18 protein-coding genes and 1 pseudogene are annotated in these 23,689 nt (G+C 69.4%); 13 read left to right on the top strand and 6 right to left on the bottom strand.

Features of this window, described 5'->3' with window-relative positions:
• The first annotated feature begins 134 nt into the window (after positions 1-134).
• Positions 135-1,451 carry a PP2C family protein-serine/threonine phosphatase gene (locus ACIRJP_RS02780; protein WP_404167454.1) on the top strand — a complete coding sequence of 439 codons (1,317 nt, stop codon included), beginning with the start codon at positions 135-137 and terminating at the stop codon, positions 1,449-1,451.
• Positions 1,452-1,712: 261 nt separating this feature from the next.
• Positions 1,713-2,789: an NAD-dependent epimerase/dehydratase family protein gene (locus tag ACIRJP_RS02775; protein WP_404167452.1), complete on the top strand. Its 1,077-nt coding sequence runs from the start codon at positions 1,713-1,715 to the stop codon at positions 2,787-2,789.
• A gap of 22 nt (positions 2,790-2,811) precedes the next feature.
• On the opposite strand, the pseudogene ACIRJP_RS02770 reads toward ACIRJP_RS02775, so the two are convergent.
• Positions 2,812-3,149: pseudogene (locus ACIRJP_RS02770) on the bottom strand (sensor histidine kinase); the annotation flags it as partial.
• A 170-nt stretch (positions 3,150-3,319) separates the two neighbouring features.
• Between ACIRJP_RS02770 and ACIRJP_RS02765 the strand changes: the two are divergent.
• The 3 genes from ACIRJP_RS02765 to ACIRJP_RS02755 are packed head-to-tail and all read left to right on the top strand — an operon-like array spanning position 3,320 to position 5,564.
• Entirely contained in the window at positions 3,320-4,066 is a 747-nt protein-coding gene (locus ACIRJP_RS02765; protein ID WP_404167450.1) for a glycosyltransferase family 2 protein, read from the top strand.
• Positions 4,063-4,740: a DUF2064 domain-containing protein gene (locus ACIRJP_RS02760; RefSeq protein WP_404167448.1), complete on the top strand. Its 678-nt coding sequence runs from the start codon at positions 4,063-4,065 to the stop codon at positions 4,738-4,740. The genes ACIRJP_RS02765 and ACIRJP_RS02760 overlap by 4 nt, the downstream gene beginning before the upstream one ends.
• Entirely contained in the window at positions 4,737-5,564 is an 828-nt protein-coding gene (locus ACIRJP_RS02755) for a class I SAM-dependent methyltransferase (protein WP_404167446.1), read from the top strand. Before ACIRJP_RS02760 ends, ACIRJP_RS02755 begins: the two co-directional genes overlap by 4 nt.
• 349 nt (positions 5,565-5,913) lie before the next feature.
• On the opposite strand, the gene ACIRJP_RS02750 is transcribed toward ACIRJP_RS02755, so the two are convergent.
• On the bottom strand, positions 5,914-7,227 hold the full coding sequence (locus ACIRJP_RS02750; RefSeq protein ID WP_404167444.1) for a molybdopterin-dependent oxidoreductase: 1,314 nt from the start codon (positions 7,225-7,227) through the stop codon (positions 5,914-5,916).
• A gap of 162 nt (positions 7,228-7,389) precedes the next feature.
• On the opposite strand from ACIRJP_RS02750, the gene ACIRJP_RS02745 reads away from it, so the two are divergent.
• Positions 7,390-8,784 carry a hypothetical protein gene (locus ACIRJP_RS02745; protein ID WP_404167442.1) on the top strand — a complete coding sequence of 465 codons (1,395 nt, stop codon included), beginning with the start codon at positions 7,390-7,392 and terminating at the stop codon, positions 8,782-8,784.
• Between the two features lie 680 nt (positions 8,785-9,464).
• Positions 9,465-10,916 carry an amidase gene (locus ACIRJP_RS02740; RefSeq protein ID WP_404167440.1) on the top strand — a complete coding sequence of 484 codons (1,452 nt, stop codon included), beginning with the start codon at positions 9,465-9,467 and terminating at the stop codon, positions 10,914-10,916.
• Here ACIRJP_RS02740 and ACIRJP_RS02735 read toward each other — a convergent pair.
• Both ACIRJP_RS02735 and ACIRJP_RS02730 read right to left on the bottom strand, forming a co-directional pair.
• Positions 10,828-11,331, bottom strand: coding sequence for a hypothetical protein (locus ACIRJP_RS02735; RefSeq protein WP_404167439.1), 504 nt, complete (start codon positions 11,329-11,331; stop codon positions 10,828-10,830). The genes ACIRJP_RS02740 and ACIRJP_RS02735 overlap by 89 nt on opposite strands.
• A 95-nt stretch (positions 11,332-11,426) precedes the next feature.
• Positions 11,427-11,741 carry a PQQ-binding-like beta-propeller repeat protein gene (locus ACIRJP_RS02730; protein WP_404167437.1) on the bottom strand — a complete coding sequence of 105 codons (315 nt, stop codon included), beginning with the start codon at positions 11,739-11,741 and terminating at the stop codon, positions 11,427-11,429.
• Positions 11,742-11,770: 29 nt separating this feature from the next.
• Between ACIRJP_RS02730 and ACIRJP_RS02725 the strand changes: the two genes are divergently transcribed.
• Positions 11,771-12,874, top strand: a complete 1,104-nt coding sequence (locus ACIRJP_RS02725; protein ID WP_404167435.1) for a helix-turn-helix domain-containing protein — start codon at positions 11,771-11,773, stop codon at positions 12,872-12,874.
• 594 nt (positions 12,875-13,468) lie between these two features.
• Positions 13,469-14,164 carry a hypothetical protein gene (locus ACIRJP_RS02720; RefSeq protein ID WP_404167433.1) on the top strand — a complete coding sequence of 232 codons (696 nt, stop codon included), beginning with the start codon at positions 13,469-13,471 and terminating at the stop codon, positions 14,162-14,164.
• Between the two features lie 579 nt (positions 14,165-14,743).
• Here the strand turns inward: ACIRJP_RS02720 and ACIRJP_RS02715 are convergent.
• Positions 14,744-15,295: a YciI family protein gene (locus tag ACIRJP_RS02715; protein WP_404167649.1), complete on the bottom strand. Its 552-nt coding sequence runs from the start codon at positions 15,293-15,295 to the stop codon at positions 14,744-14,746.
• Between the two features lie 299 nt (positions 15,296-15,594).
• Here ACIRJP_RS02715 and ACIRJP_RS02710 point away from each other — a divergent pair, with 299 nt between their 5' ends.
• The 3 genes from ACIRJP_RS02710 to ACIRJP_RS02700 all read left to right on the top strand — a co-directional run bounded on the left by ACIRJP_RS02710 (position 15,595) and on the right by ACIRJP_RS02700 (position 21,236).
• On the top strand, positions 15,595-17,658 hold the full coding sequence (locus ACIRJP_RS02710) for a discoidin domain-containing protein (RefSeq protein WP_404167431.1): 2,064 nt from the start codon (positions 15,595-15,597) through the stop codon (positions 17,656-17,658).
• Between the two features lie 222 nt (positions 17,659-17,880).
• Entirely contained in the window at positions 17,881-19,941 is a 2,061-nt protein-coding gene (locus ACIRJP_RS02705; protein ID WP_404167429.1) for an alpha-galactosidase, read from the top strand.
• The gene (locus ACIRJP_RS02700) at positions 19,938-21,236 is read left to right on the top strand and encodes an MFS transporter (RefSeq protein WP_404167427.1); all 1,299 of its coding nucleotides are present in this window, start codon (positions 19,938-19,940) and stop codon (positions 21,234-21,236) included. Before ACIRJP_RS02705 ends, ACIRJP_RS02700 begins: the two co-directional genes overlap by 4 nt.
• A 138-nt stretch (positions 21,237-21,374) precedes the next feature.
• Here ACIRJP_RS02700 and ACIRJP_RS02695 read toward each other — a convergent pair whose 3' ends face one another.
• Entirely contained in the window at positions 21,375-21,998 is a 624-nt protein-coding gene (locus ACIRJP_RS02695; protein WP_404167425.1) for a TetR family transcriptional regulator, read from the bottom strand.
• 61 nt (positions 21,999-22,059) lie between these two features.
• Between ACIRJP_RS02695 and ACIRJP_RS02690 the strand changes: the two genes are divergently transcribed.
• The gene (locus ACIRJP_RS02690; RefSeq protein WP_404167423.1) at positions 22,060-23,394 is read left to right on the top strand and encodes a GH1 family beta-glucosidase; all 1,335 of its coding nucleotides are present in this window, start codon (positions 22,060-22,062) and stop codon (positions 23,392-23,394) included.
• Positions 23,395-23,689 lie beyond the last annotated feature (295 nt).

Below are 23,689 nucleotides of genomic sequence, written 5' to 3'. Positions count from 1 at the left end.
ACCAGGTCAGACCAGGCGGGCCGGCCGGGCTGGTGCTGGTCTCGTCCTCGACGGCATCGACGTCGGCGAGCCATGGAGAAGCAGGCCCGCTGCGAGATCCTGCGCGGCGGGCCCTGTGGGTGTAGACCGGGCTTATGGGCTTCAGACAGCGGCTTCCGCGCCGACAGCGCCCTCGGCAAGCGTCCGATGCCCTGCTGGCGGTCCCGCTCGGGCTGATCGTGACCATCGTGCTGGCCGATGTGCTGAGCCCGCGCGGTGTGCCGCTGGGGCCGCTGCTGATCGTGGCGCCCGCGATCACGGCGTCGTTCGCCGGTCCCGTCCCGACCGGGGTGATGGGTGGTATTGCGGTGGCGGCGCTCCTGGGCATCGGCCTGGCACACGAGAACCTCCTGGGGACGCTGTACTTCGATTCGCAGATCATCGCTCTGCTGGTGGTCTCCGTGATCGTGACCCTGTTCCGGTACCTGCAGGTGCGGCACGACCGTGAGCTGATGCAAGTACGGACGGTGTCGGAAGTCACGCAGAACGTGGTCATGCGGCCTCTGCCACGCCGGATCGGCCCACTACGGGTGGCGTCGATGTACCTGGCAGCGCAGGAACACGCCATGATCGGCGGCGACCTCTACGCCGCCGTCCGCACCCCTACCGGCACCCGGCTGATCATCGGCGACGCGCGGGGCAAGGGCCTGACCGCGATCAGCGACGCCGCGCTGCTTCTGAGCGCCTTCCGCGAAGCCGCGCACCGCGAGGCCACGCTGCCCGCCCTCATGTCCTACCTGGAGCACAGCGTGTGCTGGAACCTGGCTGAGCCCGCCGAAGCGGAGACAGCCGGGGAATGCTTCATCACCGCCGCCGTCCTCGACATCCCCGACAAGACCGCCCCGGCACAGATGGTCACGTGCGGGCACCCACCGCCCTTGCTGCTGCACCACGGGCAGGCCACCGCGCTGTCTGCGCCAAGCCCCGCGCCGCCGCTGGGCCTGGGCGGGCTGAGCCGCCCCGACTACCGTGTCGACACATTCACCCTGGAGCCGAACGATGTGCTGCTGCTGCACACCGACGGCCTGACCGAGGCCCGCGATGCCCGGGGAGTCTTCTACCCGCTGGCCGAGCGCGCCGCCGCGTGGACGGACGAGAGCCCCCCGGCACTGATCCGCCGTCTGCGCACCGACCTGCTCGCCCACGTCGGCGGGCACCTGGCCGACGACGCCGCCGTGATCGCCCTCCAACACACCCACAGCCAGTTCCCCACCGAGTCGGACCGGCGCATACACGAACCTCACCCGAGCGAGGAGACAGCGACGACGGTCCACAGAGGAATCACTACCCTTTTACGCGCGTCAGGTCCAGGAGCGCCGAAGCAGCCGAAGGACCAGCGCACCACGGGGAGCCGGACGGTGCGGCAGCGGTGGGCTGAAGCCGTAGCGGATCACCGCTGTCAAAACTTCTGAGGCAACGACGGTGTTCCATTCCTACGGGCACGGCCCCCGACGACGCGGCGCTGAACCGGGCCCGCCCGGCGTCCGTCACGAGCTCGGCGGGGCCGACCGGACCGCCGGTCCGGCAGCCTCGGGTGGCCGGGCAGGCGTCGAGGCTGCCAGCCGGTCGGCTCATATGTTCTGCAGGCGTCCCGCAGGGACATCTCTTACGGTCCTGTGACGCGCCGTGCCCGAACCGGTCATGTGACCCACCATCTGCCTAGCGTGGGCACCATGCGCGTACTGGTTACCGGCGGAGCCGGATTCATTGGGGCGGAGATCGTCCGTACCCTCACGTCAGCCGGGCATCAGGCGGTCGTGTTCGACGCACTGCTGCCTTCGGTACACGGTGCGGCAGCAGGCTCTGCGGACTGCGACACCGGACGAATCATCGCGGACGTTCGCGATCGGGAGGCGGTGGACAAGGCCCTGCGGGGCATCGACGCTGTGTGTCATCAGGCAGCGATGGTCGGCTTGGGAAGTGACTTCGCGGACGCACCTGAGTATGTCGGGTGCAATGATCTCGGGACAGCAGTGCTGCTTGCGGCGATGGCCGAGGCGGGTGTGCGAAGCCTGGTCTTGGCTGGTTCGATGGTGGTCTATGGCGAGGGACGCTACGAGTGTCCCCTCCACGGCACGGTCCGGCCTGGACCGAGGGCGGTGGCCGACCTGGACGCGGGCCGGTTCGAGCCGCGCTGTCCGTGCTGTGGTGCGGAGTTGACGCCTGGCCTGGTCACCGAGGAAGCATCCACGGACCCGCGTAATGTGTACGCGGCCACCAAGCTCGCCCAGGAACATCTCACCGCGGCCTGGGCGCGCGCGACGGGCGGGTCCGCGGTTTCGCTGCGTTACCACAACGTGTACGGACCGGGAATGCCGCGCGACACACCGTATGCCGGTGTCGCGTCCTTTTTTCGGTCGGCTCTGGCCCGTGGAGAGGCCCCTCGTGTCTTCGAGGACGGTTGCCAGCGGAGGGATTTCGTCCACGTACGGGATGTCGCCGCCGCGAACGCCTTGGCGCTGGAGGCCGTCGAAGGACGTGGGCCGGGCGGTTTCACTGTTTACAACACTGGGAGCGGGGATCCCCGCACCATCGGCGAGATGGCCTCGGCACTGGCTTCAGCACATGGCGGCCCTGTTCCTGAACTCACCGGCGAATACCGACTCGGTGATGTACGGCATGTCACCGCGGACTCACGACGGCTGCGTGACGAGCTGGGCTGGAAACCACAGCACGGGTTCGCCGAGGGAATGGCGGAGTTCGCGACGGCTCCGTTGCGAGGAATGCGCCCGGGCACCGGGACGCTCTGAACATTTCGCTCCGGTCTGGTCCTGCCCGGATGCTGGAGGTGTCCAGAACCCGGCTCATCTCCTTGCTGTCGACCTCCACGGGAACGGCATCGATACGGCTCCCGATCAGCCGCACACCGTGCTTGAGGGCCAGCGGGCCGGTGCCCGCGAGGGAGTCTCCGACCAGTTCGTGGACAAAGGTGCGGGCGGGGACAGGGCGAGCGTTCCGGCGTGGATCCGGGAGCGTTCGAAGAGATCGCCGACCATGTCATTCATGCGCTCCACCTCTGTGCGGATCCGCCGCAGGCAGCGCCGGGAGGCTGCGGCCATGCCGTCCTCCAGCGCCTCGGACATGGCCCGCAACCCGGCGAGCGGGGTTCGCGGGAGTAGTGAGTACCTGGGCCTGAACCATCCGGGATGTTCTCCATCTCACCACCCTGGCACGCAGGTGCGGCGCGCGTGGGCCCGGTCCGCTGCCACCGGGCCGACGTCTATTTTTCGTAAGAGAATGGAGCCCGGAATGCGGGATTCTGCTCCGTAGGGTGAGCGGCGTGACCGACTCCCCCCTGACTGGCCCTCCCGATGCCTGTATCCCTACGCCGAGTGCCGATGTGGTTCTGCCCTGTCTGGACGAGGCCGCGGCACTGCCCCGGGTGCTGGGCGCCGTCCCGGACGGCTGGCGCGCGATCGTCGTCGACAACGGCTCCACCGACGGATCGGCCGAGCTGGCCCGCTCGCTCGGCGCCACCGTCGTGCACGAGCCGCGGCGCGGTTTCGGTGCCGCCTGCCATGCCGGACTGCTTGCCGCCGAGGCGGAGTTCGTCTGTTTCTGCGACTGCGACGGCTCGCTCGATCCCGGCCTGCTCCCCGCCTTCGTACGCCGGATCGCCGACTGCGAAACCGACCTGCTGCTCGGCCGCCGCCGCCCCGCGGGCCGTGGGGCTTGGCCGCTGCACGCCCGCGTCGGCAATTTCGCGCTGGCCCGGATGGTGCGCCGCCGCACCGGGTTGCGGTTGCACGACCTCGGCCCGATGCGCGCCGGGCGCCGGGCGGATCTGCTGATGCTCGGTCTCACCGACCGGCGCAGCGGCTACCCGCTGCAGATGGTGGTCCGCGCGGCGGACGCCGGGCTTCGGGTCTCGGAGACCGACGTCCCGTATTCCCCGCGCAGTGGTAAGTCGAAGGTCACCGGCACCTGGCGGGGTACTTGGCAGGCGGTGCGCGACATGCGCGCGGTGCTGCTCCAGTCACCGGCCGGTACGGCTCCCGGACCAGTGCGTCCGGAGGGGCCCCGGTGAGCGCCCCGGCCGGTCCCGGTGCGGCCGAGGACTTGTCGGGCCCTACGACCTTGCTGGTCATCGCCAAGGAACCGGTGCAGGGCCGGGTCAAGACCCGGCTCACCCCGCCGTTCACGCCCGCCCAGGCCGCCCGGCTTGCCGAGGCGGCGCTCGGTGACACTCTGCGGACCGTGGGCACCCTGCCCGCCCGGCGCCGCGCCGTCGTCCTCGAAGGACAGCCGGGACCGTGGCTGCCGCCCGGCATCGAGGTGTGGCCGCAGGGAACCGGCCGTCTCGACGAACGGCTTGCCGCAGCCTTCGCCCGCTGTACCGGCCCGACTCTCCTCATCGGCATGGACACCCCCCAGATCACCGCCGCCCATCTGGCCGCCGCGCTTCGTCCTGCCGCCTGGGACGGCTGCGACGCCTGGTTCGGACCGGCCGACGACGGCGGCTTCTGGGCGCTCGGGCTGGCGGTCCCCGCCCCGGAACTGCTGCTCGGCGTTCCCATGTCCGTGCCGGAGACCGGCGCGGTCCAGCGCCGGCGCCTGGTCGACGCCGGGCTGACCGTGCGCGACCTTCCGCAGTTGCGTGATGTGGACACTGCGCAGGACGCCGTCGCTGTCGCCGCCGCGGCGCCGCACGGCCGGTTCGCCGCGACGCTCGCTCTGCTGGCCCCGGCGGAGGCCCGATGAACTCGGTCCCTCACCGCGGCAGGCTGGTCGCGGCACCCCCGCCTCCCGGCCGTGGCGCCACGTCCTGGGGCACCGATCCGTACGCCGACGCACTGCGCAACGGTCATGGACCGCTCTTCCTCCGCCGTACCGACGGCTGGCTGTTGCCCCTGGACGTCGAACGCTGGTGCGCGAACGCCGACGCCGCGGACCTGACAGCGCTGGACCGCTGTGAAGGCCCCGTTCTGGACGTCGGCTGCGGGCCCGGCCGGCTGGTCGCCGAGCTCGCCGTCCGCGGTCGCCGCGCACTCGGCATCGATATCAGCGCGACCGCTGTCGCCCACACCCTTCGACTAGGTGGCGCGGCTCTGCGCCGCTCCGTCTTCGATCCGCTGCCGGGCGAGGGCCGCTGGGGCACCGTCCTGCTCCTCGACGGCAACATCGGCATCGGCGGGAACCCGCCTCTCCTCCTGGGCCGCACGACCGGCCTGCTCGCCCCGGGTGGTCTGCTCATCGCCGAGACGACACCGCAGGACATCGACGAGAGAGTCCTGGTCCGGCTGGACGACGGATGCGGGACGGCGGCCGCCGACACCGGCGTGTTCGGTCCCGCGGCCGCCTCGCCCTTTCCCTGGGCCCGGCTCGGCACACCGGCCCTGCTGCGGTACGCGCAGATGTGCGGCTGGCAGCCCGTCGATCAGTGGGAGGCGGACGGCCGCCCCTTCGTGTGCCTGCGCCGCGACCGGGCGGTACGGAGGACGAGCAACAGCGCCGAGCCCGCGAAAAGCAACCCTGTGATCAGCAGCCAGTTCCCCAGGAAGACATCGAGGGACAGCCCGCTGTAGGGCTCGTACCGCACCGCGTGCCGGGTGATCAGCGGCCACCACATCAGCAGGAGCAGGCCGCAGAGGAAGGCCGGTACGCGGATGTAGTTGACCAGCCGGGTGCGAGGTTTGAGTGCCCGGCGCAGGACCAGGTCCGCCGACGCGTACAGCGGCAGCAGCACGAGGTCGTGCAGGAGCGCGGAGCCGATGAACCACACCGCGATCGCGAACGTGTCGCCGGCCAGCAGACGTACGCCCGCGTAGCCCGCGAGGGCGAATGTCGCCACCAGCAGGAGGAGATGCAGCGGCCCCTCCCCGTACCAGCGCCTGAGAAACACTCGTGGATCCACCCGGTTGCCCGCCTTCCCTCTCACAATGCCTCGAACGTCAGCCGGGCGACCCATTTGGTGTTGAGCACGCCAGGGGCCGCCGGGACGATGACCCGGGCCGGATATCCGTGGTCGAGCGAGAGAGTCTCGCCGTTGACCTGCAAGGCCAGCAGCGCGCGCGGGTCGCGTACCTGGTTGTCGCGCAGCGCCACCTTCCGGAACGCCCCGCTGTGCTGGGCGGACTCCACCAGCACTCCGGGCGGCCGGTCCGGATACCCCGCGAGGGCCGCCAGATCGCTCAGACGCACCCCGCGCCACCACTGGTCCGACGTCGACCAGCCCTCCACGCACGCGATCGGCAGCGCGGCACTGTACTGGTCCATGGCCAGCAGCTGTGCCCTGCTGAGCCGGATCTTCCCGGCGGGCCCACTGACGGTCAGTCGCCAGTCCCGTCCCGTGTCGGCCGCCGTCACTCCGGCGGCTGCGGCCGTCTTGTTGATCTGGAAGCCGTTCGGACCCGGGCCCGGTTCGGCCGCGCCGCGCGGGGTGAGGAGGGCGACCTGCCGTAGCGGCCCGTCGAAGCTCCGGCCCGCCGACGTGATCAGCAGCAGCAGCGATCCACCGCCCGTCATGGCGAGTGCTCCGCGCCGGGAGATGGTCGGCACAGCGGGGTCGGGTGCGGCCAGTTCATCCGCCTCGCCCGGCGCGGAGCCCTCCAGCCGGCCGCCCCGCAGCACCCGCACGGCCCGCGGCAGCTTCAGCCCGGTATGGGCGAGGAACGCGGCGAAGAACACCCACGCCCCGTAGAAGTGCAGCGGATAGAACGACCCAGGGAACACGTACTCCAGCTGGATGTTGAGCAGTCCGGTGATGAACTCGAACAGTGCTCCGCCGACGAGCAGCAGCAACGACAGCCGCTCCAGCGCATGCCCCGCCGACCGGGCCGGCGGCAGCGCGAAAAGTTTCGGGATCACCGACCAGAGCTTCGCCAGCAGTACGGGGACGAGGGCGATGCCCACCGTGACGTGCAGGCCCTGCGTCAGCCGGTACAGCCAGTGCGGGCCGGTCGGCCAGGCGAAGAGATAGAACCCCAGCAGCCCCTTGTCCGGCGTCTTGTCGTTGACCGGCGCGAGGTCCGGGTTGTACGCGGCGTACGACAGCAGGCCCGTCACGAACAGCAGGGTGAGCCCGGCGAGCAGAACCAGCCCGAGCACCGCCGTGAACCGGACGCCGCGCACCGGGCTGCGCCAGAACCCGGGAGCGGAGGGAAGCCACCTGGCAAAGGCCGTGCCGCGCCCCGTTGCCGAGTCCGGAAGCGAGGAGGGGGAGCTTTTTACGAACCGTCTGTCACCCATGTCCCGAAGTTATGCCCGTGACGCCCGAACTCAGGTCGTACGACTCCTGACGAATCTCCGACGTCACACCTTGGATCGGGCAGCCGGAGCAAAATCTGACGGCTCGGTGACGCGATTCTGCGGCTTCACACGCAACCGCCCTGCTGTGCGTAGCGTGCCTGCGTGAAAACCGAGGACCGCACAGAACACCCCGCCATCAACGAAACCGGGCACCGCACCGGCCGACGCAGCGACTTGATCGCCGCCGCGGTGGGCGTTCTGCTCGTCAGCGCCGCCGTCCTCGTCGGCCGGTCGATCCAGGACGCCGACGGAAGCCTCTACGTCCACTGGCCTCCCCTGCTGGCGTCCTGGTACCCGCACACCGGCCCCGGCACCCCGGCCGCCGTCGCCGTGGCAGCGGCCGTCATCGCGTACGGGCCGCCGCTGGCCGACCGTATCCGTCACCGGGCGCTGCTCCCGGGCGCCTGGGCGGCGTCGCTCGCCTGGGTCTTCTCACTGGCGTTGATCGACGGCTGGGGCCGGGGCATCGCCGGACGGCTCACCACCAAGCATGAATATCTCCAGGCCATCGACCGTTTCCAGGACATCGGTGCAGCCCTGCGCGGCTTCGACGACCACATCCTGACCGGCTCGCCGGACAACTGGCCCACCCACGTCGCCGGTCATCCACCGGGTGCCACACTCACCTTCGTCCTGCTTGACCGCATCGGGCTGGGCGGCGGGTCCTGGGCCGGGAGCTGGTGCATCGTGATCGGCACCTCCGCCGTCCCGGCCGCCCTGACCGCGCTCCGGGTCCTGGCCGACGAACGCCTCGCGCGCCGCGCAGCCCCGTTTCTGGTCCTCGCACCGGTCGCGGTGTGGACCGGCGCCTCGGCGGATGCATACTTCGCCGCCGTCGCCGCTTGGTCCGTGGCATTCCTCGCCCTGGCCGCGACCCGTTCGGTCCGCCTCCCCATGGCCGCCGCATTCGCCTCCGGTCTGCTGTTCGGGCTGACCTGCTACCTCAGTTACGGTCTGACGCTGATCACGATTGTGCTCCTGGCCGTCCTCGTCCTCACCCGTAACGCCCGCCCTGTCCCCCTCTTCCTCGCCGGAGCGCTGGTCGTCCCGGTCCTCTGCACCCAGGCGGGCTACGACTGGTGGGAGGGTTACCGTCTGCTGGTCGAGCGCTACCACCAAGGAGCCGGCGGCATCCGCCCGTACTCCTACTGGGTCTGGGCGAATCTCGCCTGCACGACAATCGCTGCGGGCCTCGCCACGGTCGCCGGACTAAGCCGTGCCACGGCCGGCGCTCCCGGAGCCGTGAGCGCCCTGCGCACCAACACCACCCATGCGTCCCAACGGCTGATTCTGCTCACTCTGATGGCGCTCCTGGCACTCCTGGCCGCCGACCTGTCCGGGATGAGCAAGGCGGAGACGGAGCGTATCTGGCAGCCCTTCATCCTCTGGCTGCTGCCCACCACCGCCCTGCTGCCCACCAGCACCCGGCGCGGCTGGCTGACAGCGCAGGCTGTCGTCGCCCTGCTCGTCAACCACCTGCTCCGGACTGAGTGGTGACGAGAAAGGGCCGTTGAGCTGTTCTGTCGGCCGCAGCCGCCTTGTGACCGGGTTGTCCCGCCCGAATGCCGCCCGGCGGACGGAAAAGGCCTGGTGAACCTGACCGGAACCTCACCCTCGACGAGTTCGGTCCTTTGGGTGTCCGCCCCACCGCCGGGACCTGCTGTGCCCGGAAGGGCAGGCCCGGGACGCAGCCGGTGACCTTCAACCGCACCGACGGGGTGACGTGCTTCCACGCGCTGCCCCACGATCCGCCGTTGGGCGGCGAAGCAGAAGGGCGGCGTTGGTGGTGCTGCAGTGACCAGCAGGGCCGCGACAACTCCTACTGGTTGACGGACCGTGGCTCATCGGAGTCTCGGTCCAGGCCCGCTTTCCAGCGACGTTGCGCCTCGAGCCAGTGGACGTAGCGCGACGATCGCTGAGGACTTCGCGCTCGAACAACCGCTGCTGACGAAGCTGTCCGGGCATACGTCTGTCCGCAGCCTCGCGAAGTACGTGCAGGTGTCCAATGATGGTCTCCTGAACTCCCAGGCCGACACCGATCCCGCCGCGCGTCGCCATCGTCGGCGACCGGACGGAGTGTCTGTGGCCGGAGACGAACATGATGAGTATGGAGACTCCGTCCCGTTGCGCGAAGCGGCATTTCGTGCCCTGCTCCAGAGGCCAATACGGTCGGTTTCATGGAGTGGAATTTTCAGACGGCCGAAGAACTCGTGGCTGCCTTGCGTGCCGGTGAAGTGACCTCGGCTGAACTGACTGACGAGGCGATCGTCCGCATCGAGCGGGACGACAAGGCGATCAACGCGATCTGTGTGCCGGACTTCGACCGTGCACGGGCCGCGGCGCGCGGTGCCGACCAGGCGCGCGCCCGCGGTGAGGACCGTCCGCTGCTCGGTATTCCGGTGACGGTCAAAGAGTCCTACAACATGGCTGGGCTGCCCACGACCTGGGGCATGCCGCAACACCGGGACTATGTGCCGGCCCAGGACGCGGTACAGGTGTCGCGGCTCAAGGCCGCGGGCGCGGTGGTGCTGGGCAAGACCAATGTGCCCTTGGGGCTGCAGGATATCCAGAGCTTCAACGAGATCTACGGCACCACTAACAATCCGTGGGATCGCGATCGCACGCCGGGCGGATCCTCCGGCGGATCAGCGGCGGCCCTGGCATCCGGATTCTGCGCGCTGTCCATCGGCTCCGATCTCGCCGGTTCGCTGCGCACCCCCGCGCATTTCTGCGGCATCTATGCACACAAGCCGACACTCGGACTGGCGGCAACCCGCGGCATGGTCGCGCCGTCGGCACCGCCGTTGCCGGTCGACCTAGACCTCGCCGTCGTCGGTCCGATGGCGCGCACTGCCCGCGACCTCACGCTCCTGCTCGATGTCATGGCCGGACCGGACCCGCTGACGCTCGGCAAGGCGCACGACTTGACGCTGCCGCCCGCGCGCCACGAGCGGCTCGGCGACTTCCGGGTCCTGGTCGTCGAAGAGCATCCGCTCATTGCGACCGGGTCCGCCGTGAGGGCGGGGGTGAACCGGGTGGCCGACGCGCTTGCCGACGGCGGCGCCCGCGTCGAACGGCACAGCCGGTTGCTGCCCGATCTGGCCGAAGCCGCGATGCTCTACACGCAGTTGCTGTTCTCGAGCTCCGTTGCACGATTTCCCGTCGAAGCGTACGAGCAGTTGCAGACCCGCGCCGCCGGACTGAGTCCGGACGACCGGAGTCTCGATGCGGCGCGGCTGCGCGGCATGGTGTTCAGCCACCGCGACTGGATCGAGGTGAACAGCCGTCGTGAGCTCCACCGCCAGGGCTGGCGGCAGCTCTTCGCCGAGTTCGACGCCGTGGTGTGTCCCATCACGCCCACTCCCGCGTTCCCGCACGACCACAACCCCGATCCGATGCAACGCCGGCTCGACATCGACGGCGTCGGGTACGCGTACTTCGATCAGCTCGTCTGGGCCGGTCTGGCCACCATGCCCGGCCTGCCCGCCACCGCCGTACCAGCGGGCCGGTCCCCCGAGGGTCTGCCGGTGGGAGTGCAGCTCATCGGTCCGATTTTCGAGGACCGCACCCCGCTGCGGCTGGCCGAACTGCTCGAACAGAAGATCGGCGGCTTCCAGGCACCGAAGTAGGGCTTACTACCTGGTATCCGTCGACCAACGCTCGATTGACCTTGCCAAGGTCGGCGCCGTCCAGTTCGCCCTCGGCCTGGGCATCCCCCGCCCCGACGAAGGCGCCGGGGTTGTCAGCGCAGACCAGAGCCAGCGTGCCGAACTTGCTCACACAGACGAAGATCCGGGTGCCGCATACGGCCGCGTCCCCGGGCACGACGACGCGGCCGTACTCGCTGGAGTCCTGGGTTTCCTGCTCAGCTGTGCAACGAGCCCCGAAGTCACCTTCGAGCCGGGTCACCAGACCGCCGAAGAGGGCTGCGGTCTCATCGCGTTTGTAGCGCTGCGGCCACTCCAGCCACTCCGGATCGTCGAGCCCGCGCAGCAGATCCGCTTCGCTCCCGGTCATGCCCTCATCCTGACGCGACAGCCCCACGCGGAGCTGCTCGGGGTACTCCCACGCCCGCCGTGCCCGGACAACGCCCGTTCAGGTTCTGTAGCGGGCCGAGCAGGTACCGAATGGTGACGGACCTATGTCGGGTGCGTGCCGGTGGCCGCGTCGAAGGCGAGCAGTTGGCCCGACGTGGCCACATACACCAAACGGCCGTGGACGATGGGGTGGTTGCCGTCCGCGGTGAGCCCCACCCGTTCGCCGGGACTGGCGCTCCACACTTCGGAGCCGTCCTTGGCGTCCAGTGCCAGGACGGGTGGGGAGAATTCTTCGCGGTCGGCGACGTATACCCGCCCGTCGGCGACGGCCGGGATGGTCCCCTCCCGGTCTCCGGCGACCCACTTCCGCTTGCCGTCGGCCGCGTCCCCACGGCCGCCGCAGGTGGTCCGTCGCATGGCTGGGCCATTCACGAGCGACCTTCTGCATGCGCTTCGGCGGTATCGACTGGACAAGGCCGGTAATAGCCTCGGGGGGCCGAGCTGTCTCGGCGAACCGATGGGTAATCACCAGAGCGGCGATAGCAGGGGCGGACATGTGGCTGAACGTGTCGAACGAGGAACTTCCCGCGCAGGAGCGGTTGCCCTTCTGGGCGGACATGCTCTCCCGCGAACTGGTTCCTCTCACCGTGAGCAGCGCAAGAGCCGATGCCGACTTCCCCGCAAGGGGCTGCCTGCTGGATCTCGGTCTCGTACGGGTGGCCGCGTTCGACAGCCCGCCTGCGCACCTGAAACGCACATGGGCCGACGTCCGGCAGGCCGATCCGGCCACGTACCAGCTCACTTTCGTCTCCGGCACGCCCCTGTGGATCAGCCAGCGGCGCCAGGACTCCGGGCTGGTGTGCGACGACATGGTGCTCTGGAACAGCTCGCACCCGTTCGAGGGTGAGGTGCCCGACCGGGGCCGGAACGTTCAGTCGCATATTCTGCAACTGCCGTGCGAGGAGCTGCCGCTCCCACCCGACAAGGTCGACCGGCTCCTCGCCCGGCCCCTGTCCGCCCGTACCGGCATGGGAGCGATTCTCTCCCGGTTCGTGACAACTCTGGACGCCTACGGCCCCGAGTGCGAACCGCGCGATCTGGGCCGACTGGGAGCGATGGCGCTCGACCTGGCAGGCGCCTGCCTGGCGCAGCACATCGATGCTTACGGCGACCTCCCGGCCGAGACCCGCCGGCAGGCCCTTCTGGCCCGCGTCAACACCTTCATCGACCACAACCTCGGTGATCCGGAACTGAGCCCGGCGGACATCGCGGCGCACCATCACATCTCTCTGCGATCCCTGCACGCCCTCTTCCGGCAGCAGGAGGAGACCGTGGCGGCCTCAATACGCCGGCGTCGGCTGGAACGCTGTCACGCCGACCTCACCGATCCCCGCCTGCGACGGCGCCCGATCAGCGCCATCGCCGCCCGGTGGGGGTTTCTGCGCCCGCCGGAATTCAGCAGGGCCTTCCGCGCGAGATATGGCGTGCCTCCCAGAGAGCTCAGGCAGATGGCACTGGGCAGTGTGCCTGATACGGAAGGGTCGCGCTGAGCGACAAGTAACGTGGCGCGGATCGCCAACTCGCGGATGCCACCGCACGCCACGATGTCAGGGACGGGGGGCACTGGGCTCCGCCATCGGGCAGAGCCCAGCTCGTCCTCACCCGTCGCAGTGGTCAATCTTCCGTGGCGACGAGGAAGTGTGCTGCCGGCCGCACACGATCGCAATGACATGGCGTGCACGAGCATTGGAGGCACGCCCATGAGTAGTCCTCTTCTGCAGTTCCTTCTGTGCGTGACTGTCCATCCCTGGGTTTTGCGATCGTAGTGGCGGTGCAGGCGGGGGGATCCGGCGAGCCAGGACGCCGTCCTCTCGACGGCCCAGCGGTGGCAACGCAGCCGTGCGGGAGGAGCCGGCGCCCTTGCTGGCGAGGGGGTGACGGATGCCCCTCTTGCGCAACCGTCGCAGCCGGGGTTGGCGGGGTCGAGTCCGTAGCGGTCAGCGAAGGGCCGGCCCGGGGACGTGATCGAGGACGAGGGGGCTGCGCATGGGGCACGGTGCACCTGCCACATACGCCGTCGCCATGAGTGCCAACCGGACTCGAAATCAGATGGCTTGCACAATCTGGGAGAGTGAGGGACCCGCATGGAGATTGTCGTCCTGACGTTGTGCGTCCTGGCCGTGTACGGACTTTTCCTGAAGACCCGGACCGTGCTCCACGCCTGGCGGCTTCCCGCCCTGTCCATCAACATGGATCGGTTGGACATCTACCAGAAGCAGGCGTTCCAGGAGATCTGCCGAAGATCCCCGAGCCTCGGCACCCGAGTCCGCCTGGCACCGTACTTCGACGAGCAGCAGTGGAACCGCGCCGACGCACTGCTTGTCCTCGCCGAACCCGTCAAGCACAGACTCGTGCGTATCGAGGGATGGAAGTTCGGTTCCTACGCCCTCACCCGCAAGGGCTGGCTCGAGTACCGGAAGCACTTCATGTGGACAGGGATCAGTGACGAATCCATGCATATAACAGCTTCTGAGGGCGGCCTCGCGGCAGTCAACGTCAACAGCCCTCACGGGGTGGCCCAGAGCAGCGGGCGTGACAGCAGCGCCGACCTGTCCGGCATCTCGTACCACCAGCTGGCCACCGCTCTCATGGCCGACTCGGAAAGCGCCCCGTCCGAGGAGGCGGTCAGGGCGCGGGAGTATGCCGAAGACCTGACGGACGCGGCCGGTGCGCAGGACACCGACCGGGCCAGCCGCGTCCTCGGCCGCGTCAATACCTTTCTCGCAACTGCGAGTTCCGCCTTCACCCTGACGAGGAACCTACTGCCGCCCGGCAACTGAAACCGGAGACATCGCGCGCGGCTCGGCTTTCGGAGGTCGGTGATAGCTGGTGCGAGCACGGCGTCTGCGCCGTCCTGGATATCGCCGTATTCGATCCGGGATGGCGCCCAGGGCGGCACCGTTCAGGTGAAGTGTCCTGGTTGACCAGGTGATGCCAGGGGTGATCAGAGGTTTTCTGCGTCCCGCCGCCTTGCGGCGCACCTCAGTCGGGCCAGGGCGGAGCAGGGCCTGGCACACGGCGGGACGGCGTCGCCGCCATGTCCCGATGTCCGGCCGTCCGGTCGTCAGTTGTCCGATCGGGAACCGTGCGGTGCGGCTGGACAGAGCGATCGAGGACGGGTGGACAGGCACGCCAAGCTCCTGGTGGAAGCGGGTGCAATCGCGTGAGAGACCGCCCAGCAGGAGCTTCTTCGTTGCGCAGGAGTCCAAGTCGCGATGAGCACTGCGAGGTCGGGAAAGGCCGCCCACCGTCCCCGCCGGTCATCCGTTCAGGATCTGTGGAAGTGGCTGGAACCGTGGTGCCGTGAGGCTGCTGACGTCAACCGGCAGGCTTCGGTGGCGTGATGCTGCCCTGCCGCTTCAGGACCGTCGCCCGCCGAACTCCCAGTGGTGCACCTCGATTTCGGCGTACGCGTCCGGGGCAAGGACGGCGCGTGCCGCGTCCGGGTCCGGAGCACTGAGCAGCACCGCAGTACCCAGCCAGGTGTCACCGTCGTCGGACAGCAGCGGACCGAACGCAATCAGTTCGTCCCGGTCGCGCGGCAGGACGAGATCGGCGGGCTGACCCGAGCCGAGGCCGAGTACCAGGTACCGGTCGTCACCGGTCGGGCCGCCGTGGAAGTCCCACATGGTCCTTCCGAGCATGTTGCGCCACCGGCGCAGCAGCACATCACGGTACGCGCCGGCCTGGTAGTTGGGCTCATTGAAGGCGAATGCGCGGGCAGCGACGTGATCCGGCAGGTCGACGATGTGCACGCTGCCGATGGGCGTTTCGCCGTCGGCGGCAAAAACCGGGCCGCGAGCGATCATCTCCCTGGCGTACTGGTCCATGTACGACCAGTGTTCTTGCAGCAGTTCGTTGCGCAGGGCGAGGGAGTCGGGCCGGTCGCGGTGGTAGCAGAAGAACTCCATGCCCATGACCTTCTCCGACGTACGGCCGCATCACAACAGGCTTTCACACGACGCGCGGCGCCGCCTGCGGCGCGCGCCAAGGCGCCGCGCCTGGGTCGCCCCGTCCCACGCACGCGCCCGTCATGTCCGGGGCGCCCATGCGCTCCATGATCTCGAACACAGGTGTGCGAGCACCCGTTTCCGGGGGGTGCTCCTCCTCATTTCCCGGGGATGGCCCCGACAGGGACTTGGCGTCGCGGGCTCGTATCCCTAAGTTATGAGAAGAACATGAGTCCCGCTCACATTTAAGGATCTACGCGATGACCATGATTCAACCTCCGCGCCACAGATTCAGATCCCTCACGGTGGTGTCACTGCTCCTCGCCGTGATGACCCTGGTACTCGGCCCGGTGCCCAGCTCCGCGTCGGAGCTCAACTGGTGGGATCCGACCGCCCGGCCCACACCCGACTCACAGATCAACGTCACGGGCGAGCCCTTCAAGGGCACCGACGCCCAGGGGCGCGTAAAGGGCTTCGTCGACGCCCACGACCACATCATGTCCAACGAGGGCTTCGGCGGCCGACTGATCTGCGGCAAGCCGTTCTCGGAGCAGGGTGTCACCGACGCGCTCAAGGACTGCCCCGAGCACTACCCCGACGGCACGGGCGCCGTCTTCGACTTCATCACCAAGGGGGACGGGAAGCACGACCCCGACGGGTGGCCCACGTTCAAGGACTGGCCCGCCCACGACTCACTGACCCATCAGCAGAACTACTACGCCTGGATCGAGCGAGCATGGCGCGGCGGCCAGCGGGTGCTGGTCAACGACCTGGTCACCAATGGAGTGATCTGCTCGGTCTACTTCTTCAAGGACCGCAGCTGCGACGAGATGACCGCCATCCGTCTGGAGGCGCAGAAGTCGTACGACATGCAGGCCTTCATCGACAAGATGTACGGCGGCCCGGGCAAGGGCTGGTTCCGTATCGTCACCGACAGCGCGCAGGCACGCGAGGTCATCAAGCAGGGCAAGCTGGCCGTCGTCCTGGGGGTCGAGACCTCCGAGCCGTTCGGCTGCAAGCAGATCCTGGACATCGCGCAATGCAGCAAGGAGGACATCGACCGCGGCCTCGACGAGCTGTACAAGCTGGGCGTGCGCAGCATGTTCCTGTGCCACAAGTTCGACAACGCCCTGTGCGGGGTGCGCTATGACTCCGGCGCCCTCGGTACGGCCATCAACGTGGGCCAGTTCCTGTCGACCGGCACCTTCTGGAAGACGGAGACCTGCCGCGGCCCGCAGCACGACAACCCCATCGGCAACGCGAAGGCACCCCAGGCGGAGAAGCAGCTGCCGGCGGGGGTGGCCGTCCCCTCGTACGCCTCGGACGCGCAGTGCAACACCCGCGGACTGACCGACCTCGGCGCGTACGCGGTGCGCGGCATGATGCAACGTCACATGATGCTGGAACTGGACCACATGAGCGTCAAGGCCGCCGGTCAGGCCTTCGACATCATGGAGTCGGAGTCGTACCCGGGCGCCATCTCCTCGCACAGCTGGATGGACCTGGGCTGGACCGAGCGGCTCTACAAGCTCGGCGGGTTCGCCGCCCAGTACATGAGCGGCTCCGAGGCGTTCAGCGCGGAGGCCAGGCGCACGGACGCGCTGCGTGAGAAGTACCAGGTCGGCTACGGATACGGCACCGACATGAACGGTGTCGGCGGCTGGCCGGCCCCGCGGGGCGGGGACACCCCGAACCCGGTCAAGTACCCCTTCCGCAGCACGGACGGCGGCTCGGTGATCGACAAGCAGACCGCCGGCGAGCGCACATGGGACTTCAACACCGATGGCGCCTCGCACTACGGCATGGTCCCGGACTGGATAGAGGACATCCGGATCGTCGGCGGCCAGGGGGTCGTGGACGACCTCTTCTCGGGCGCCGAGTCCTACCTCCGCACCTGGGGCAACACCGAGCAGCACAAGTCCGGGGCGAACCTGGCCTCGGGCGCCACCACCTCGGCGTCCTCGTCGGAATGGTGGAACCCGTTCGTCAGCTTCGCGCCCGGCAAGGCCGTGGACGGCGACAACAGCACCCGCTGGGCCAGCGAGTGGAACAACGACCAGTGGCTGCGGATCGACCTCGGATCCTCGAAGCCGGTCGACCGCGTCACCCTCGACTGGGAGGCGGCGTACGGGAAGTCGTACCGCGTCGAACTGTCGGAGGACGGCACGACCTGGAAGACGGTCTGGTCCACGACCGCCGGTGACGGCGGCCTGGACACGGCACGTTTCGCCGCAACTCGGGCGCGCCACGTCCGAATCACCGGGCAGGAGCGCGGCACCCAGTGGGGCTACTCGCTTCGCGAGGTCGGCGTCTACGCCGACTGACCCGCCCATGAGGCGGCGCCCGGGGCCGGGGCCGGCCGGATCAGCTCTCCTGATCCGGCCGGCCCCGGCTGACTTTCCGGCGCGTTCGCCGCCCGGTCCGCACAGAGCGCGGGGAACCACCTGCCGCGAATTTCGACAGCCACCGTCAGGGGGCTTGGCGTCGCGGGTTCACATGCCTAACGTATGACCAAACATGAGCCCTACTCACGTTTGAGGACTTGCGTGATCACTCACCACTCCGAAGCCCGCCTCTGGCTCCTGAGCTCCCCTGGCGCCTCCTACGCCTTCCGGCTGGACGCCGACGACACCCCCCGGCATGTGCACTGGGGCCGGCCGCTGACCCTGGAGCAGGCCGTCGTGATCGCGGCCGACCTGCCCGACGAGGACCCCGGCGGCGACGACCCCGGGGGTGAGGAGTACGTGGTCGAGGGCGGCCTGCGGTTCGGGGCGCAGTCGCTGACCGTCCGGTTCGACGACGGTGTCCGCGGCTTCGAGTGGCGGTTTCTCTCGCACACGGTCGAGGACGGTCTGCTCACGCTCTCCTTCACCGACCGTGTCCGCTCCCTCGGCCTCGACCTGCACTACCGGCTCCGGGACGGCCATGACCAGATCGAGCGCTGGGCCGTACTCACCGCGGACGAGCCGGTGGACGTCCTGCGCTTCGACTCCGCCGCCTGGACGCTGCCCGCCCGCGACGACTACCGCGTCAGCCATGTGGTGGGGGAATGGGGCCGGGAGTTCCAGCTCCAGCGCGACCGGGTGCCCGTCGGGGAGACCGTGTTCACCAGCCGGCTCGGCATCACGGGCCAGCACGCCGGGCCGTGGCTGATGCTCGACGCGCAGGACGCCGCCGAGGAGCACGGCGAGGTCTGGAGCGCGGCCCTGGCCTGGAGCGGCAGCCGCCGGATCACCCTGCGTCGCGACTCCTACGGCCGCGCCTCCTGGACGGGCGGGTTCGGCCACGAGGGCCTGGTCTGGAAGCTGGCCGCCGGCGAGCGTCTGGAGACCCCCGTCTTCACCGGGCTGTACGCCCCCGACGGCTTCGGCGGCACCAGCCGCCGCTGGCACGCCTACGTCGAACGTGAGGTGCTGCCCGCCCGCCCTGCCGAACGCCCGTTGATCTTCAACTCGTGGGAGGCGACCGAGTTCGACATCAGCGAGAAGCAGCAGACCGAGCTGGCCGGCCTGGCCGCGGGTCTCGGCGTCGAGGTCTTCGTCGTGGACGACGCCTGGTTCGGCGCGCGCACCAGCGACATGGCAGGGCTCGGCGACTGGTGGCCCAACCCCGACCGCTTCCCGAACGGCCTGGGCCCGCTGGCCGACCACGTCCGCGCGCTGGGCATGGACTTCGGCCTGTGGGTCGAGCCCGAGGCGGTCAACCCCGACAGCGACCTCTTCCGTGCGCACCCCGACTGGATCCTGCGCCAGGACGGCCGTACCCGAACCCAGCGCCGCCACCAGCACGTGCTGAACTTCGCCCGCCACGACGTCCGGGAATGGGCGGTCGACTGGCTGGTCAGGACCGTCACCGAGCTGGACGTGGTCTTCCTCAAGTGGGACATGAACCGGCCCTTCAGCGAGGCGGGGCAGCCCGGTGCCGCCGACCCCGACCGAGTCTGGATCGAGCACACGCGCGGGGTCTACGAGGTGATGGACCGGCTGCGCGCAGCCCGTCCCGGCCTGTACCTGGAATCGTGCGCGGGCGGCGGCGGCCGGGCCGACCTGGGCGTGCTGGCCCGCGCCGACCAGGTCTGGACGTCGGACAACACCGACGCCGCCGACCGGGTCGCGATCCAGCACGGCCACTGCCAGCTGCTGCCCGCCCGGACCATGGGCGCCTGGGTCACCGACAGCCCGCACAGCTTCACCGCCCGCCCGACCTCGATCCGGTACCGCTTCCATGTCTCGATGGCCGGGGCGATGGGCATCGGCGGCAACCTGCGGAACTGGAGCGAGGAGGATCTGGCCTGGGCCCGGATGCTGGTCGAGCAGTACAAGCGGATCCGGCCCGTGGTGCACGGCGGCGTCCAGTACCGCCTGGAGCACGACGCCGTGCAGTACCTCAACGGGAACGAGGTCGTCGTTTTCCAGTTCCAGCCGTCCGCGCTGACCCGCTCGGTCGCCCGCACCCGGCTGAAGGGCCTCGACCCCGACGCCCGCTACCGGGACGAGACCACCGGCGCCGTCCACGAGGGCGCCGTCCTGCTCAGCCACGGCCTCCCGCCGCTGCTGCCCTTCGACTGGACGAGCGAGCTCGTCCACCTCAAGAGAGTGTCCCGATGAGCCTTGCCCCCGAGCTGCCCGAGCGCCCCGAGCGCAGCCAGCTGTCCGAGCACCCCGAGGCCCTCGCCGAGCCCGTCCGGCGGGTCGGCCCCGGCTGGGTCGCCCTGTACGTCCTGGCCAACGTCGGCGTGTTCATCCCGATGCAGGTGCCGACCACGTTCCTGATGCCCGAGCAGATCGCCCAGATAGACCCGGCGGGGAAGGTCGGCAGCTACGCCTGGGTCAGCATGATGGGCGCGATCTCGGGCATCGTCATCGCACCGCTGGCCGGCGCGCTCAGCGACCGCACCACCAGCCGGTTCGGCCGCCGCCGGCCGTGGATGCTCGTGGGCTCGCTCGTCTGCATGGCGACGCTGGTCTTCACCGGCCTCCAGACGACGGTCGTCGGGGTCGCGCTCGGCTCCCTCGTACTGTCCGCCTCGTTCATGATCATCGGCGCCGGACTCTCGCCGGTGGTGCCCGACCAGGTCCCGGTCGCCCAACGCGGTGCCGTGCTGGGCTGGGCCATGGTCCCGCAGGCGGGCGCCCTGATCGCGGGCGGGCTGCTGATCGGTCTCGTCACCGGCTTCGCCTCGCAGTACCTGCTGATGACCGTACTGCCGCTCCTGATCCTGCTGTTCGCGACCACCATGAAGGATCCGCCGCTGCCCCGCCTGCACCGCGAGCCGTTCTCGCTGCGCACCTTCCTGGACGGCTACCGGATCAGCCCTCGCGCGCACCCCGACTTCGTCTGGGCGATGAGCTCCCGCTTCATCATGGGTCTCGGCTACGGCATGGGCACGCTCTACCTGCCGTACTTCCTGGACGACGTCCTGCACTACGAGAAGTTGTTCCCCGGCCGGTCCACCGAGGACGGCCTGCTCATCGTGATCGGCATCAACTGCCTGGCCACGATCTCGACGGTCGTGCTCAGCGGCTGGCTCTCCGACAAGCTGGGCAAGCGGCGCATGCTGGTCTTCCTCGGCGGCCTCACGATGGCCGTCGCCGCGGTCCCCCTCGCGCTGTCGCCCACGTGGACCATGACGCTGGTCGCGGCCGTCATCCTGGGCCTGGGCTACGGCGTGTACCTGGCCGTCGACACCGCCCTGGTCACCGAGGTGCTCCCCGCCTCGGCCGATCGCGGCAAGGACATGGCCCTGGCCAACCTGATGACCTCCCTGCCCTACGTGCTCGTTCCCGCGATCGCCTCGGTCGTGCTCAGCGGTCCGGGGGGCTACAGCTCACTGTTCCTCTGCTCGGCGGCCCTGTCCGCGCTGGGCGCGGTACTGGTCTGGAAGGTCAAAGCCGTCCGTTAGCACCCGGGCAGGGCGGCGGCGGCATCCCCCGGCAGATCCAGGGCATCACACCCGGCGTGGCTCGCGACAGCGCCCGGGTGGTCCCGCCCATTCGTGCCTCCGGCCGCGAAGCACGCGTCGGGCACTGCTGGTCGCCGGTCACCGGCGTCGGTCGTTCAGATAGCTGTTGAGGACTCGTTTGCACTCAGCGATCAGCTGGGCATCGCCCTGCGGATCGACACGGAAGGCGAGTTGCAGCACGCTGTCCGCGCACTCCAGGGCAACCCGCACCGCGATCTCGAATTCGGCGTCGTCCTGGACCCCTATCAGGGAGGCGGTCAGCGAGCGCAGCCTTCCGGCGACCGCGGTGTTGTTGTCCAGGGTCGGTTCCAGGATGTGGTCCTGTCCCACCGCGCCGAAGTCGACCACGCCGAAACCGGTGATCGTCCGGCGCATGGTGACGAACTCGTCGACGGTCACATCCACGATGCCCGAGATGCCTTCGGGCTCCTCCTGCTCCAGCCGGTCCGTCACCCGCCCCAGGAAGGACTCCAGATTGCGGGCGGCGAGCGCACCGATCAGCCCCTCCCGGTCGGAGAAGAACTGGTAAAGGGTGCCGATGGGCACCTCGGCCCTGCGGGCCACCTCCTTGGTGGTCAGCCCTGCGTAGCCGACCTCGTCCAGGAGTTCGGCGCAAGCGTCCAGCAGCCGTTCGAAGCGTTCGGCGCTGCGCTTCTGGACCGGCAGCCGGCGCAGCGTCCCTGCGGTGCGATCTTGATTCACGCTTCCATCATCCCATCGAGCGGGTTAACGTGAGCCCTGCTCATGTTTTAGGAGGTTAGACGTGACACTGGACCATCTCCCTGCGGACTTCGTCTGGGGCGCCTCGACGGCGTCATATCAGATCGAGGGTGCCACCGAGGAGGACGGCCGCGGACCCTCGGTATGGGACACCTTCACCGCGCGGCCCGGCACGATCCGCGACGGGCACACCGGTGACGTGGCCTGCGACCACTACCACCGGTACGAGGAGGACATCGCACTGATGGCCGAGGCGGGCCTCACCGGCTACCGCTTCTCCATCGCCTGGCCCCGGATCCAGCCGACCGGCAAGGGCGAGGTCAACGCCAAGGGCCTGGACTTCTACGAGCGACTGGTCGACGGCCTGCTCACACGCGGCATCGAACCCGTCCCGACCTTGTTCCACTGGGACCTGCCGCAGGCCCTCGAGGACGACGGCGGCTGGCTGAACCGCGACACAGCACACCGCTTCGCCGAGTACGCCGCCATCATGGCCGACAGGCTGGGCGACCGCGTCCAGAAGTGGATAACGCTCAACGAGCCGTTCATCCACATGGTCTGGGGCTACGGGCTCGGCACTCACGCACCGGGCCGCACCCTGCTCCTGGACTGCCTGCCGGTCGCCCACCATCAGCTGCTCGGCCATGGCCTGGCGCTCGGGGAGCTGCGGGCGCGTGGCCTCCAGGTGATGATCGCCAACAACTGCACCCCGGTCTGGCCCGCCTCGGACTCCCCCGCCGACCGCGCCGCCGCGCGAGCCTATGACAACCTGCACAACCGCCTGTTCAACGACCCGATCTTCACCGGCGCCTACCCGGACCTGTCGGACTTCGGTGCGGACGTGACCCTCGACGGCTGCGTACGGGACGGCGATCTCGAACTGATCTCGGCCCCTTTGAGCGCGCTCGGCATCAACTACTACAACCCGACCCGGATCCAGGCGCCGGCGTCCGAGGGGCTGCCGTTCGAAGAGGCTCCCATCGAGGGCTACCGCCGCACCTCCTTCGACTGGCCCGTCGTCCCCGACGGCCTGCGGGAACTGCTCGTCGGCCTCAAGGAGCGCTACCCGGCACTCCCGCCGGTCTACATCACGGAGAACGGCTGCTCGGCCGAGGACGTCGTCAACGCTGACGGGGCCGTCCTCGACCCCGACCGCATCGACTACCTGGACACCCATCTCCAGGCCGTCGACACCGCCGTGGCCCAAGGCGTGGACGTGCGCGGCTACTTCACCTGGACCCTGATCGACAACTTCGAATGGGCCGAGGGCTTCCACCAGCGCTTCGGTCTCGTCCACGTCGACCACGACACCCAGGTCCGCACCCCGAAGGCGTCCTTCGCGTGGTACCGCGACCTCATCCGCGCTCAGCGCGGCTGAGCCGCCCGCCGGGCTCACGTCGCGGATTCCGTACGTGCTCCGGCGGACCCGGGCGCCGGACTCGCACCCGAGCCGGACAGGCGGGCAGACAGGCGCTTCGCATCCTTCTGCCCCAGTCGTAGGACCTCGGGCCTGCGTCGACGAGACGCCTTGACGGCCGGGCCGCAGCGCGGTCGTCTCCTCGATCAGGTCCCGGCCCGACGGGCCGGGCCGACGGGGCGGTGAGCCCGGGCACATCACGCCGACGCCTCGTCATCCTCCGGGTGTGCGCCCCTCCGTCCCCGACGGAGGGGCA

The organism is Streptomyces sp. NPDC102437, assembly GCF_044765565.1.
GTDB lineage: Bacteria > Actinomycetota > Actinomycetes > Streptomycetales > Streptomycetaceae > Streptomyces.
This window is presented reverse-complemented; position numbering and strand designations above follow the sequence as displayed.